This window comes from Flavobacterium frigoris, assembly GCF_900111075.1.
In the GTDB taxonomy this organism is placed as follows: domain Bacteria; phylum Bacteroidota; class Bacteroidia; order Flavobacteriales; family Flavobacteriaceae; genus Flavobacterium; species Flavobacterium frigoris.
This window is the reverse complement of sequence record NZ_FOFZ01000003.1, coordinates 208,741-222,859: the sequence shown is the minus strand read 5'-3', so window position 1 is coordinate 222,859 and position 14,119 is coordinate 208,741. Positions and strand designations below refer to the sequence as shown.

General features: G+C 33.4%; 11 protein-coding genes. 9 read left to right on the top strand and 2 right to left on the bottom strand.

All coding sequences use genetic code 11. The features are described from left to right. Positions 1 to 24: 24 nt before the first annotated feature. Positions 25 to 405, bottom strand: a complete 381-nt coding sequence (locus tag BMW63_RS06390; protein WP_074722405.1) for a RidA family protein — start codon at positions 403 to 405, stop codon at positions 25 to 27. A gap of 63 nt (positions 406 to 468) precedes the next feature. Then, positions 469 to 3,222, bottom strand: a complete 2,754-nt coding sequence (locus tag BMW63_RS06385) for a putative LPS assembly protein LptD (protein WP_074722403.1) — start codon at positions 3,220 to 3,222, stop codon at positions 469 to 471. A 79-nt stretch (positions 3,223 to 3,301) separates the two neighbouring features. On the opposite strand from BMW63_RS06385, the gene BMW63_RS06380 reads away from it, so the two are divergent. From BMW63_RS06380 to BMW63_RS06340, 9 genes are all read left to right on the top strand, one after another. Next, a complete protein-coding gene (locus tag BMW63_RS06380) occupies positions 3,302 to 4,360 on the top strand; it encodes an N-acetylmuramoyl-L-alanine amidase family protein (RefSeq protein ID WP_074722401.1) in 1,059 nt (352 codons plus the stop codon). 111 nt (positions 4,361 to 4,471) lie between these two features. After that, the gene (locus BMW63_RS06375) at positions 4,472 to 5,611 is read left to right on the top strand and encodes an N-acetylmuramoyl-L-alanine amidase family protein (RefSeq protein WP_139174213.1); all 1,140 of its coding nucleotides are present in this window, start codon (positions 4,472 to 4,474) and stop codon (positions 5,609 to 5,611) included. Between the two features lie 48 nt (positions 5,612 to 5,659). After that, positions 5,660 to 6,625, top strand: a complete 966-nt coding sequence (locus BMW63_RS06370; protein ID WP_074722399.1) for an MlaD family protein — start codon at positions 5,660 to 5,662, stop codon at positions 6,623 to 6,625. Between the two features lie 5 nt (positions 6,626 to 6,630). Then, positions 6,631 to 7,968 (top strand): 4Fe-4S dicluster domain-containing protein, encoded by a 1,338-nt coding sequence (locus tag BMW63_RS06365; protein ID WP_074722397.1) that lies wholly within the window; start codon positions 6,631 to 6,633, stop codon positions 7,966 to 7,968. 81 nt (positions 7,969 to 8,049) lie between these two features. Next, a complete protein-coding gene (locus BMW63_RS06360; protein ID WP_074722395.1) occupies positions 8,050 to 8,841 on the top strand; it encodes a (Fe-S)-binding protein in 792 nt (263 codons plus the stop codon). A gap of 47 nt (positions 8,842 to 8,888) precedes the next feature. Beyond that, entirely contained in the window at positions 8,889 to 9,371 is a 483-nt protein-coding gene (locus BMW63_RS06355) for an ABC transporter ATPase (RefSeq protein WP_074722393.1), read from the top strand. Between the two features lie 14 nt (positions 9,372 to 9,385). After that, complete coding sequence (locus tag BMW63_RS06350; protein ID WP_074722391.1) at positions 9,386 to 12,379, top strand: serine hydrolase domain-containing protein; 2,994 nt, start codon at positions 9,386 to 9,388, stop codon at positions 12,377 to 12,379. 95 nt (positions 12,380 to 12,474) lie between these two features. Continuing rightward, entirely contained in the window at positions 12,475 to 13,644 is a 1,170-nt protein-coding gene (bshA, locus tag BMW63_RS06345) for an N-acetyl-alpha-D-glucosaminyl L-malate synthase BshA (protein ID WP_074722389.1), read from the top strand. A 27-nt stretch (positions 13,645 to 13,671) separates the two neighbouring features. Continuing rightward, positions 13,672 to 14,100, top strand: a complete 429-nt coding sequence (locus BMW63_RS06340) for a protease complex subunit PrcB family protein (protein ID WP_074722387.1) — start codon at positions 13,672 to 13,674, stop codon at positions 14,098 to 14,100. Positions 14,101 to 14,119: the final 19 nt, after the last annotated feature.

Sequence of the window (14,119 nt, the reverse complement as noted above, 5' to 3'; positions counted from 1 at the left end):
ATTTTATTTTTGGTTTTTTTTATTTTATAGTATTGCAATCATAGAAATTTCAACATTTACATTTTTTGGCAAGCAGGCCACTTGAACTGTTTCACGGGCTGGAGCGGTTTTTTCATTGAAATAAGAACCGTAAATGGTATTTATTTTTCCAAAATCATTCATATCCATTATAAATATTGTTGTTTTAACGATATTTTCAAAAGTCATTCCTGCAGCTTGTAGTACCGCTTTCATATTTTGCATTACTTGTTCCGTTTCTGCTTCAATAGTGTCTAATACTAACTCTCCTGTCGCAGGGTTAATCGCAATTTGCCCAGAAGCATAAAGTGTATCTCCTTTTAGCACAGCTTGACTATAGGGTCCTATTGGTGATGGAGCTTTTTCGGTAAAAATTATCTTTTTCATAAAAATGTTTTTCTGTCTTTTCTAATGAGTTATTTAAGTAAAAAGTAGTAATGATTGCCTAGTTTAACGTAATGTATTTGTACTTCGTTTATCCCACTTAATGTCGCTTAATACCCCTGATTTAATTCCAATAAAGAACCCCCAGTTGGCATTTGTTCCAAAAGGAGTCCAATTAAAATCCATTCTCCAGCTCAACAAATCACGCTCAAACCGCAGTTGTGTAAAGGTAACTCCGTTTTGTACAAAATCATAACCGGTAGATATTCCAGCTTTCCATTTTGGTGTCAAGTCAGTATTAGCTGATATCATGATAGAATTTCCAATAATTTTTTTCTCTCGGTTATTGTTTCCATAGGTTAGAGAATAGGCGAAAGTCATATCCCAAGGTAATTTCGAACTAAAGAATTCTGAAATTTTATCGTCTCCTTCCTCTTCAGCACCGTCAAACTGACTTTTACGAGTATCATTTAAAACAGTGTTGGCACCAAAAAGATCATCCTCACGACCACCATTTCTTTGACTTTGTTCGTTTTTATCTTTTTTAGCTTCGTCTTTGTCTTTACTGGATAAGGAATAATTAAAAGTCATATTAGCACTTGTCATTCTAAACAAGCTACCCCCGTTATTAATATTATACATTGAGATTCGGTTCCCAGAATTATCAATGGCGTAAGGGTCTAATGTAGCACCAAAGTTGACATTCATCTTATCTCTAAATAATTGTGTTCCACCACTGACACGAACGGGCGACCAAGCGAGTGCCGTTACTCCATCAGCATCTAAATTGTAACTTGTTGACAAATTTAAATTATTGAGTAGCATTATTTTTTTAGCTTCTACTTTAGTACTGTCTTTATCGGTTACTTTTGCCTCAAAGGTATTGCTTAAGTCGAATCCAAGCGTATTAGAGTTGCTTATTCCTGGTGCGCCAAAGATTCCGCCTTCAAATCGAGAATATTGCTTGGTAATGGTTCCGGAGGCATCAGAGGCGTAAGTATCATAGTATTTTTCGAAACTTGGTGTATATCCATAAGAAACAGAAGGTCTCATGACGTGTCGGATCGATTTTATTTTTTTGTCTTCGCCAAAGTTGAAAGTACCATAAATTGTGGTCCCAACACTTGATGAAAAGGAATACGTTCTAAAGGCATCAAAACCGCTTACAATCTTATCGACAACTGCACTTTGTTCTGTATTGTAGCTTCTTTCAATTGTTTTTGCATACCAGACTTCTTCATAATTTAGAGAGGTCGAAGCACTAAAATATTTAAACAATTTAAAATTAGTACTTAACGGGATGCTATGTTGCACCCCCAACTTGGCATCTCTAAACATTTGCGGTTTAAAAAAAAGCGAATCAGTTGTAGTAATTGTGTTTCGACCGTTTAAATTATATTGTAAATTTATATTTTTGAAAAAACCTTTTTTAATACCGTCTTTTCCAACAAAAGGATAGATTCGATCCACACTAAGCTGAAGCGTAGGTAAGGTCATATTAATCGATTCAGTTTGCGTATTTTGCGAATGGGTTGCTGACAAAGACATTCTTACTTGTGGTACGGACTGGAATGTTTTTGAATAAGAAATAGAGGAACTTAAAGTATTATTAAGATTCGAACCAATATTAGCCAAATTTATCGATTGCTTGAAATATTTACTACTTCCTAGATTCACAGATGCCGAAAAAGAGGAATTAGGGTTTGCTTTTGTATCTCTAGAATGCGACCATTGGATATTATAAATTTTTTGTTTAGAATAGTCTGGATAGCCTCTTTCGCTAGAAATTAAATTTTCAAATCGAACATTGATATTTCCTCTAAATTTATATCGTTGGGCATAAGAAGATTCAAAACGCATTCCGTAACTTCCATTGGTATAATAATCACCTAAAACTGTTAAATCATAATGGTCGTTTAAGGCAAAATAGTAGCCCCCGTTTTGCAAGGAGAAACCTCTGGTATTTGAATCATTATAACTCGGTAAAATAATTCCTGATATATTCGTTTCCTTGGTCATTGGGAAATAAGCAAACGGCAAAGCTATCGGTGTGGGTACATCTGCAATTACCATATTAGTCAAACCGGTTATTACTTTTTTTCCTGGGATGAATTTAACTTTACTAGTTTGAAAATAATATTCAGGATTGTCTACATTCTTAGATGTGGTAAATCGAGCTCCTTTTAAAAAGTATACAGAATCATTTTCTTTTTTCGTAATTTGTGCTTTTACTTTAAATTCACCTTGCTCTGTTCTTGAGTTCCAAATCAAGGCTTTTTGCGTCTTGAAATTGAAGCGAATAGAATCCGGTTCCACAACGTTTCCAGCTTGTTTGAAGTTAGGGTATTGTGCATATTTTCCAGTAGAATCTTTAATTCTACCGGCATAAACCTCGTTCTTTTCATAATCCAAAACAATTATTCCTGCCTTTAATTCAACATCTTGATAATAAAGTTCAGCTTGATCGTATAAAGTAATCAGCTTTTTCTTTTGATCAATCTTGGCATATTGCGCAGCCTTATATCTAACCTTCCCGTCAAGAAATGCTTTTTTAGGTTTAATCGTGTCTTTCTTAGTAATAGTATCCGTTTCTTTCTTTAAATCTGAAATGGAAGTACTTTTTTTATCAATTACTGAAGAAGATTTTTCGGCTTGTTTTTTAACGGTAATAGCGGTCGTTTTTTTTGATATATCTTGAGAATATAAGTTGGCACCTCCCATTGTCAGGAAAAAGGATATTAAAACGATATTAAATAAGTTTGTCTGCAAAGGTTTAAATGCTATTTTTGTAAAATTATGGCTTGTTTTTTGAAGTGTCAAACTTACTGATTATTTTTTGGCAAAAATAATCAAATAAAAAAATTAAGTACTAGTGTTCCAATAAAATTAACTTTAACATATGAAATTCAATTATTATATTTTTTTGATAGCGATTTTTATTGTGTTTACCCATACTTCTGTGTTTTCTCAAAATGATCAAAATTTTACAATAATACTTGATGCGGGTCATGGTGGTAAAGATCCAGGGAATTCGTATCATGGTTATACTGAAAAAGACATTGCGCTTAAAACGACGCTTAAAGTGGGTGGGTTTTTAGAAAAAGCAGCCGATTTTAAAGTTGTTTATACTAGAACTACTGATGTTTTTATTGAATTGGCTAATAGACCGAAAATTGCTAATAAGGCGAATGCTAATTTGTTTGTGTCTATTCATTGTAATTCAGTAAAAAGTTTCCAGCCCTACGGGACCGAAACTTTTGTAATGGGGTTGTCCCGAAGTGATTTAAACCTAGAGGTAGCAAAAAAGGAAAATTCTGTAATTCTATTAGAAGATAATTTTAAAGATACTTATCAGGGTTTTGATCCAAATAAACCAGAATCCTTGATTGGATTGACGATTTTACAAGAAGAGAATTTAAATAACAGTATCATTTTAGCTACTGAGATTCAAGGTAATTTCACACATAATCTAAAAAGAAACTCTAGAGGTATCAAGCAGCAACCGCTTTGGGTTTTAGATGCGGTCTATATGCCTAGTGTTTTAATTGAACTTGGGTTTTTATCAAATAGAGAAGAAGGAGAGTTTTTGAATTCAGAAGAAGGACAAGACCAAATGGCATTGCAAATAGCAAAAGCAATAGTTGAATATAAGAAAAAATATTTCGGGACAGGATCGATTGTGAATAGCAAAGTCAAGAATAATACTGCAATTACCGTAAGTGCTATTACGACTTCAAGTAGTGATACTATTTATAAAGTGCAACTTTTAGCAAGTTCTAAAAACATACCGTTAATACCTAGTAATTTCAAAGGATTAAACAATATAACAAGTACATTTGATAATGAAATATATAGATACATGTATGGAGCAGCATCTACTATTCAAGAAGTAAAAAAAATGAAATTAGAAGCTCAGTTGGTTGGATATCCAGATGCTTTTGTAGTTACTTCTAATTAAGTTTAAAGTCTTGTCTTAATAATTTTGATGTTGATAAGAAGAATAATTAAATTTGTAAAAAATAAATAAATTTTGAAATTGAAAAATAGTAATAATGATAAGGCGTTTAAAGTGTTATTATTTCTTTCCTTTTTGGTTAGTAGCCTTTCTTTTGGTCAAAATACTAACTTTAAGGTGACCTTAGATGCAGGGCACGGCGGGCATGATTTTGGAGCTGTGTATAATGGGCATGTGGAAAAAAACATCGCTTTGGCGGTTGTACTTAAAGTGGGTAAGATTTTGGAAGACAACCCTAAAGTTGATGTCATCTATACAAAAAAGACGGATATTTTTGTTGATTTAGTCGAAAGAGCCAATATTGCGAATAGAGCCGATGCTAATATTTTCGTATCAATTCACTGTAATGCCAATAGAAATACTGATGCAGATGGTACGGAAACCTATGTAATGGGTATGAATAAAATTGCTTCAAATCTAGAAGCGGCTAAAAAAGAGAACTCTGTTATTACTTTAGAGAAAGATTACAAAAGGAAATATGAAGGTTTTGATCCTAATTCTCCAGAAACCATGATCGGAATGACATTGATGCAAGAAGAATATCTGGATAATAGCATTTCGTTGGCTAGTAAAATCGAAAATGAATTTGAAGGCTTAGGAAAGAGAATTCGTGGTGGAGGGGTAAAACAAGCTCCTTTTATGGTGCTGCATAAAGCATATATGCCTAGGGTTCTAATAGAAATGGGTTTTATATCTAATTTTGATGAAGGAAATCGATTAGACTCAGAAGAAGGTCAGAATGAAATTGCCAACGCTATCGCGAATGCAATAATTGGTTATAAAAATGAATATTACGGGACAGGTGGAGCAGAAACTACTGAACCTAAGCCTTCACAAAGGAATAGTGAAAGTTCAGCTAAGGATAGTGAAGCTCCGATTAAAACAAAATCAGTTACCGAATCTGTAGATAATAGAAAAGTAGCTCCAAAACAAGATAATACTCAGATCCTTTTTAAAGTACAAATTTCTGCAAGTGGAAAAAAAATGGATTTACAACCCAGAAATTTTAAAGGCTTAAATAATATATCTGTGGACTATGGTAATAATGTCTATAAATATATGTACGGCGAAACGTCTGATTATAATGAATCAAAAAATCTGTTGCAAGAAGCTAAGGCAAAAGGGTATAGTTCTGCTTTTTTGATAGCTTTTAAAAACGGAAAGAAGATAAGCATACAAGAAGCGATTAAATAATAAGAAGTTCAATTATTTTATATTAAATTTGTACAAAATACTTACATTTTGAAATTAACACGAGAAATTAAAACTGCAGTTTTAGTAATTGCATCGATATTATTATTTATTTGGGGATATAGCTTCTTAAAAGGGCGAGATCTTTTAAATAGTTACAAAACATTATATGTCGAATACGAAACAGTAGAAGGATTGACTTCCTCTGCACCCATTACACTAAATGGTTTGGAAATAGGTAGAGTGGCCAAAATCACTATTAATGAAAACACAGGTAATTTGTTAGTAGAACTACAAATTAAATCTGATTTCCCTATTTCAAGATCAAGTATCGCTGCGATTTATGAGCCTGGTTTTATTGCTGGAAAGCAAATTGCTATAGAGCCTAATTTTAAAGACAAGTCGATTGCATTAAACGGTGAAAAACTTAAAGGGGCAATTCGATTGGGACTTACTGATAAAGTAGGAGAGAAACTAGTTCCGCTTCAAGAAAAATTAGATAAGATTATGGCTAACGCCGACGTTCTAATTACTGGGGTTAATAATGTCTTAGATAAGAAGGCACAAGAGGATTTAAGAAATAGTTTAGCTGAATTAAGCAAAACAATGGAACAGTTTCATAAAGCTTCGTTGAGTATGAATACTATTCTTGATGAAAATAAAACTCAGATAAAAGGTGTCGTAACTAATTTTAATAAAATATCTGTTGATTTTTCTAAAATTTCAGATTCTTTAAATAAAGCTGATTTAGGCAAAACAGTGAGAAATCTAAACAATACCTTGGCGAAAGTGAATGGTATCATGAAAGGATTAGAATCTGGAAAAGGTACAATGGGTAAATTGTTGAATGATGATGCATTTTATACCAACTTGTCAAAAACTTCAAAAGAATTAGAGCTATTGCTGCAAGATGTTAGACTCTATCCTACAAGATATGTAAATGTTTCTCTTTTTGGAAAGAAAAACAAACCGTATAAAGCCCCTGTAACCGACACTATCTCAAAAGAAAAAAACTAGTAATTATGAGCTACTTAGACAATATTTTATTTGCCCTATTATTAATTATCGGGTTTGGCTATTTTTTTGTAAACATAAAAAAGATAAGAAGAAACATCAATCTAGGTATCGAGATAGATCGAAAAGATAATCCTAGTGCGCGATGGAAAAACATGGCCATGATTGCATTAGGACAGTCAAAAATGGTAAAAAGACCCATCGCTGGAGCACTTCATATTGTGGTTTATTTAGGTTTTATAATTATCAATATTGAATTGTTAGAAATTATTATTGACGGTTTATTTGGGACACACCGAGTTTTTGGCTTTTTGGGTTCTTTCTATGATGTTTTAATTGCCTCATTTGAAATATTGGCAGTTTTAGTGTTGATAGCAGTTAGTGTTTTCTGGATTAGAAGAAATGTTATAAAATTAAAACGATTCATAAATAAGGATTTAACAGGATTCCCTAAAAATGATGCTAATTATATCCTTTATTTTGAAGTGGTATTAATGACATTGTTTTTATTGATGAATGCATCTGATTTGCATTTGCAAAATGTACCTGGAGGCTTTTCTCATTTTATAGTAGCAGGTTCTTTTCCTATTAGCCAATTCATCGAACCGCTATTTAACGGAATGTCAAATGAGTTAGTGATGCTACTTTTTGAAGTGTTCTGGTGGTTGCATATTGTAGGTATTTTAATTTTTATGAACTATTTGTATTTTTCAAAACACTTACACATTTTATTGGCTTTTCCGAACACCTATTTTGCTGACTTAAATCCACAAGGACAGTTTAATAATTTAGAAGCAGTAACTAAAGAAGTTAAAATGATGATGGATCCTAATGCTGATCCATTTGCAGCAGCGCCAGCTGCGGCAGAGGGTGAAGTTCCCGCTAAGTTTGGAGCAAGCGATATTCAGGATTTAAATTGGGTACAATTATTAAATGCTTACACCTGTACAGAATGTGGTCGTTGTACTTCATCTTGCCCTGCAAATATCACAGGTAAAAAACTATCTCCTCGTAAGGTTATGATGGATACTAGAGATAGAATGGAAGAAGTAGGAAGGAATATTGATGCTAATAAAGGTGTTTTTATTCCAGATAACAAAACATTATTGAATGACTACATTACTGCAGAGGAACTTTGGGCTTGTACATCTTGTAATGCATGTGTTGAAGAATGCCCTGTAAATATTAGTCCTCTATCTATTATCATGGATATGCGTCGTTACCTAGTTATGGAGCAAAGTGCTGCACCAATGCCTATAAATGCGATGATGACCAATATAGAAAATAATGGAGCACCATGGCAATACAATCAACAGGATAGATTGAACTGGAAAAACGAAAATTAATTTTGTAAAGTTTAGGTGGTTATTCGTTTAATCGCTTTTCAAATAACTAGTTAGTTAGCTAGCTGAATAAAAAAATATAAAATGTCAGAGAATTTAATAGTGCCAACAATGGCGGAAATGCTTGCCCAAGGAAAACAACCTGAAGTATTGTTTTGGGTAGGTTGTGCAGGAAGTTTTGATGATAGAGCAAAAAAAATAACAAAGGCATTTGTACGAATTTTGAATCGTGCAAACGTTCCTTTCGCCGTACTTGGTACCGAAGAGAGTTGTACTGGTGATCCCGCAAAAAGAGCAGGAAATGAGTTCTTGTTTCAAATGCAAGCGATGATGAACATAGAAGTTCTGAATGCGTATGAAGCCAAGAAAATAGTGACGGCTTGTCCGCATTGTTTTAATACTTTAAAAAATGAATATCCAGAATTGGGTGGGAAATACGAGGTAGTTCATCACACTGAATTCTTGAAATCATTATTAGATGACGGAAGACTGACAATAGAAGGTGGGCAATTCAAAGGAAAACGAATTACTTTTCACGATCCATGCTATTTAGGAAGGGCCAATAATGTATATGAAGCACCTAGAGAGCTGATTCAAAAACTGGATGCTGAATTAGTAGAGATGAAACGTTCTCGTGCAAATGGATTGTGCTGCGGTGCCGGAGGCGCTCAAATGTTTAAAGATGCAGAGCCAGGAGACAAAGAAATTAATATTGAAAGAACAGAAGACGCATTAGACACAAAACCAGAAATAATTGCTGCTGGATGCCCGTTTTGTAATACTATGTTGACGGATGGTATTAAAAATAAAGAAAAAGAAGGAGATGTAAAAGTGATGGACATTGCAGAATTAATTGCAAATGCTCAAGATTTATAGAACTTTAGAGTTGAAATCGAAAATTCGAAATTTAAAAATAAAAAAAAATGTACGTACCATTTGAAAATTTACCGGAAGAATCCAAAATTTGGATCTACCAATCGAATAGAAAATTTTCGGATGCTGAATTTTCCGAAATAGAAACTGATTTACAGGCATTTCTAGAAAATTGGGCTGCACATGGGACGAGTTTGGTTTCTTCGTATCAGTTAAAATACAATAGATTTATTATACTAGCCGTTGATCAAGATGTTCAAACTGCTACTGGTTGCTCTATAGATTCATCCGTTGAATTTATCCAATCATTAGAAAAGAAATACAATGTTGATCTATTGGACAAAATGAATGTGACTTTTAAACTAGGAGAGCACATTGCACACAAGCCATTAATAGATTTTAAAAAAATGGTAAAAGATAAAGCAGTCACTGAAAATACTATTGTTTTTAATAATTTAATTAACAATATTCAGGAATATAATGAATCATGGGAAGTCCCGGCTATCGATAGTTGGCATAGCCGTTTTTTCTAAAACATAATACTTTAATGAAAAATACAGGCATCAGAATTTCTTTTCTTTATGTCTTATTTTTTTTTATAACCAGTTGTATTGGAGTAAAAAATAATAAGCAGAAGGTAATACTTGCCCATCATCCTTCGGAAATTGATAGTGTAGTAGTTGACAAATCTCAAAAGCCTTCTATGCTTTTTGAAATATCAATTGAAGGGAAAAAATGGGTGGACAGTATTTATAATGCGATGACATTTGATGAAAAAGTAGGGCAGTTATTTATGGTTGCTGCCTATTCAAATAGCGATAACACTCATTATACTGCGATCGAAAAACTCATAAGTGAAAATAAAATTGGTGGATTACTATTTTTTCAAGGCGGGCCTGTACGTCAGGCCAATTTGACAAATCGGTACCAATCTAAATCTAAAACACCACTATTTATAGGTAATGATGCTGAATGGGGACTCAGTATGCGTCTCGACTCTACCTATACATATCCATGGAATATGACTCTTGGTGCGGTGCAAGATATTAAATTGATTGAAAAATTAGGTACTCAAATAGGAGTGCAAAGTAAAAGATTGGGTCTGCAGTTCAATTTTTCTCCCGTATTGGATATTAATACGAATCCTAAAAACCCTATTATTGGTTTCCGTTCATTTGGCGAAGATAAGTATAAAGTTACGGAACGAGCCATTGCAATGATGAAGGGGATGCAGAGTAAAGGTGTGTTTTCGACAGGGAAACATTTTCCAGGTCACGGAGATACAGATATCGATTCCCACAAAGGATTGCCAATTGTTAATTTTTCTAAGGAAAGATTAGAGATAATGGAATTCTATCCCTACAAAAAGATGTTTGAAAAAGGACTTGCTTCAGTAATGGTTGCGCATTTAAACGTACCAAGCTTAGAACCTAAACCAAATTATCCTTCCTCTATATCTTATAAAATTGTCACAGATGTTCTCCAAAAGGAATTAGGATTTCAAGGTCTTATTTTTACAGATGCTTTAAATATGAAAGCAGTAAGTAGATTTAGCACTCCAGGTCAGATTGACTTAAAGGCGTTTCTGGCTGGAAACGATGTTTTACTGTTTCCTGAAAATGTTCCACTGGCTTTAGATGCTTTCAAGCAAGCCTATCAGGACTCTTTATTCACGGAAAGTAGACTGGCTTTGTCAGTGAAGAAAATTCTTAAATTTAAATATCACGCTGGTTTAAATACGTACAAGCCTATTGTTACTGCCAATTTAGTCTCTGATCTTAATTCCTCTAAAAATGAGGCATTAGAATATGAATTATATGAAAGTGCGTTGACGGTATTAAAAAATGAAGAGGCTATATTGCCAATAAAGGATCTGCAAAATGAAAAAATCGCCTATGTGAAAATTGGTGATGCCACGAACAGTCGATTTGTTACAACCTTAAAAAAGTACACAGAAGTTACTGAAATTTCAGATGCTAATTTAGACAGCTTACAGCTGAAATTAAATAAATTTACAAAAGTTATTGTTGGGTATCATTCCTCTGATGCCCCATGGAAAAAGTATGATTTTAACCAAGCAGAATTAAAAAAACTGGCGTTTTTATCTAAAAACAACAAGGTTATACTAGATGTTTTTGCATCTCCTTATTCTTTGATTCCCATAGAAAGCTTTGGTGATATCGAGGGCGTAGTGCTTTCCTATCAAAACAGCTCGATTGCACAAGAGGTTTCTGCTGAGTTGATTTTTGGTGCTATTACTGCCAAAGGGAAATTACCTGTTACTGTCACGACTGAGTTTACTGCTGATTTAGGACTTTCGACAGAAAAATTAAATGTTTTAGGATTCACAGCACCTGAAAATGTGGGAATGAATCCTTTGATTTTGGATAAAATTGAAGCCGTAGCACAAAAAGCAATCAATGGCGAAATGGCCCCTGGAATGCAGATTTTGGTAGCAAGAAAAGGAAAAGTCATTTATCAAAAGTCTTTTGGATACCAGACCTATGAAAAGAATTCAAAAGTCACTAATAGTGATGTGTATGATGTGGCTTCTTTAACGAAGATCTTATCTACATTGCCCAACGTAATGCTCCAATATGATCAGAAGAAAATAAACATGCAAACTAGGTTAGACTCCATGCTTCCTATATTTAAAAATTCAAATAAAGAAGACATACACTTTAAGGAATTGTTGTCTCACTATGCCAGACTGCAACCTTGGATTCCTTTTTATAAAGCTACGGTAGATAAAAGTGGTAACCCTTTAGATAAATATTATAAAAAGATATCAGAGGCACAATTTTCCACAAAAGTGGCTGATAGTCTTTTTTTAAGAAATGATTATCATGATACTATTATGAAGTTGATTGCAGACAGTAAGTTGCTTCCGCAAAAAAAATACAAGTACAGTGATTTTACGTTTATGATTCTAAAAGAGTATTTACAAAAAGCTACTGGAAAAACATTAGATGTTTTAAGTACTGATAATTTTTATAGACCACTTGGCGCCAATAATACCATGTACAATCCGTTGCAAAGTATTCCTAAAGATCGAATTGCACCAACAGAAATTGACACGTATTTCCGTCATCAGATTATACAGGGATATGTTCATGATATGGGAGCTGCAATGGAAGGTGGAATTGGCGGACATGCTGGAATTTTTTCAAATAGTATGGATGTTGCTAAAATAATGCAACTTTATTTGCAAAAGGGAAATTACGGTAATAAGCAGTATTTCTCGGAGAAAACATTCGACGACTTTAATACCTGTTATTTTTGTTCAGAAGGCAATAGAAGAGGCGTAGGTTTTGATAAACCTCAGTTAGGAGATAAAGGCCCTACTTGTGGTTGTGCTTCCATGACTAGTTTTGGACATACTGGATTTACAGGCACAATGGCTTGGGCAGATCCAGAAACCGAAATCGTTTATATCTTCTTATCCAATAGAACATTTCCTGCAGATAGTACAAATAAATTATCAAGAGAAAATATTCGAGAAGACATTCAAGAAATAATATATGATGCAATTGAACGGTAATTAGTTTAAAGCAGATATATAATTAAAGATTTCTTTTGTCATTTTAAAAAATGGCGTTCCTATTTTCCTTAAATTCGTTACATTAAAATAAATACATGAAAATTGCAATAGTTTGTTACCCTACGTTTGGAGGAAGTGGAGTTGTCGCTACAGAGTTAGGGCTTGAATTAGCTCGTCATGGCCATGAAGTTCATTTCATTACTTACAGTCAACCCGTTCGTTTGGCATTGTTAAATCCTAACGTTCACTATCATGAAGTTAACGTTCCTGAATATCCATTGTTTCATTATCAGCCTTATGAATTAGCACTATCGAGCAAATTGGTTGATATGGTTAAACTATATAAAATCGAGGTGCTTCATGTACATTACGCCATTCCTCACGCGTATGCGGGTTATATGGCTAAGCAAATGTTGAAAGATGAAGGAATTGAAATCCCGATGGTTACTACGCTTCATGGAACAGATATTACATTGGTTGGAAATCATCCTTTCTATAAACCAGCAGTAAGTTTTAGTATCAATAAATCTGACGTGGTGACATCAGTTTCACAAAGTTTGAAAGAGGATACTTATAAGTTATTTAACATAAAAAAAGATATTCATGTCATACCTAACTTTATAGAATTAGATAAGAATACTAAAGATCCGAGTATTTCATGTCGCCGTTCTTTGATGGCTAAAGGAGACGAAAGGATAATTACTCATATTAGTAATTTTAGAAAAGTAAAGCGAATTCCTGATGTTATCAAAATATTTCATAAAATTCAACAGGAAATTCCTGCTAAATTAATGATGGTAGGTGATGGGCCTGAGAAAGAAAAGGCTGAATATCTATGTCAGGAATTAGGTATTTTGGATAAAGTTATCTTTTTTGGAAACAGTAATGAAATCGATAAAATTTTAAGTTACACTGATTTATTTTTGTTGCCATCTGAAACAGAAAGTTTCGGTCTCGCAGCATTAGAAGCGATGGCTTGGGGAGTTCCGGTGATCTCTAGTAATTCTGGAGGGTTGTCTGAAGTAAATTTTGAAGGGATTTCAGGTTATTTGAGCGACGTTGGGAATACAGATGAAATGGCTCAGAATGCGTTGAAAATATTAAAAGATAATACTGTTCTTTTAAAATTTAAAGAAAATGCATTGTCTGTAGCAAAGAAGTTTGATATTAAAAACATTTTGCCATTGTATGTCGATTTATATCAAAAGGCAATTAAGAAGTATTCAAAAAAAAATAAATTTTTGAATCAATCGAAAAAAGAATAACGCTTTGAATCAACTTAAAATAAACCAATGAAAAAAATCAGTTCTGTGTTTATTATTTTTTTATTAGTTTCCTGCGGGGCTACTGTTATAAAAGAAACAGGGAAATCACCTTTATTTGAAGTATTGACGCAACAATCTGATGGAGGGGGTAACATTCATTTCTACGAGATCTTGACTGAACCAAATGAAATAAAAATGTTGCAGAACGATAAGCAGTTGAAAAATAAGATTACTGCTATCGATGTTCAAAGATCAAATTTTGTTATTTTGAATATGGGCGAAAAAAGTACTGGAGGTTATTCAGTAGCGGTTGAAAGTGTTCAGGAAACGGAAAAAAATATAATAATCAATGTAAAAGAAAGTAGTCCGGAGCTTGGTACGATGGTATCTCAGGTAATAACTTATCCTTTTTGCGTTGTCAAAATTAACTCGAAAAAAGAAATTATTATTAAATAAAAAAATGCCACTAGAGATA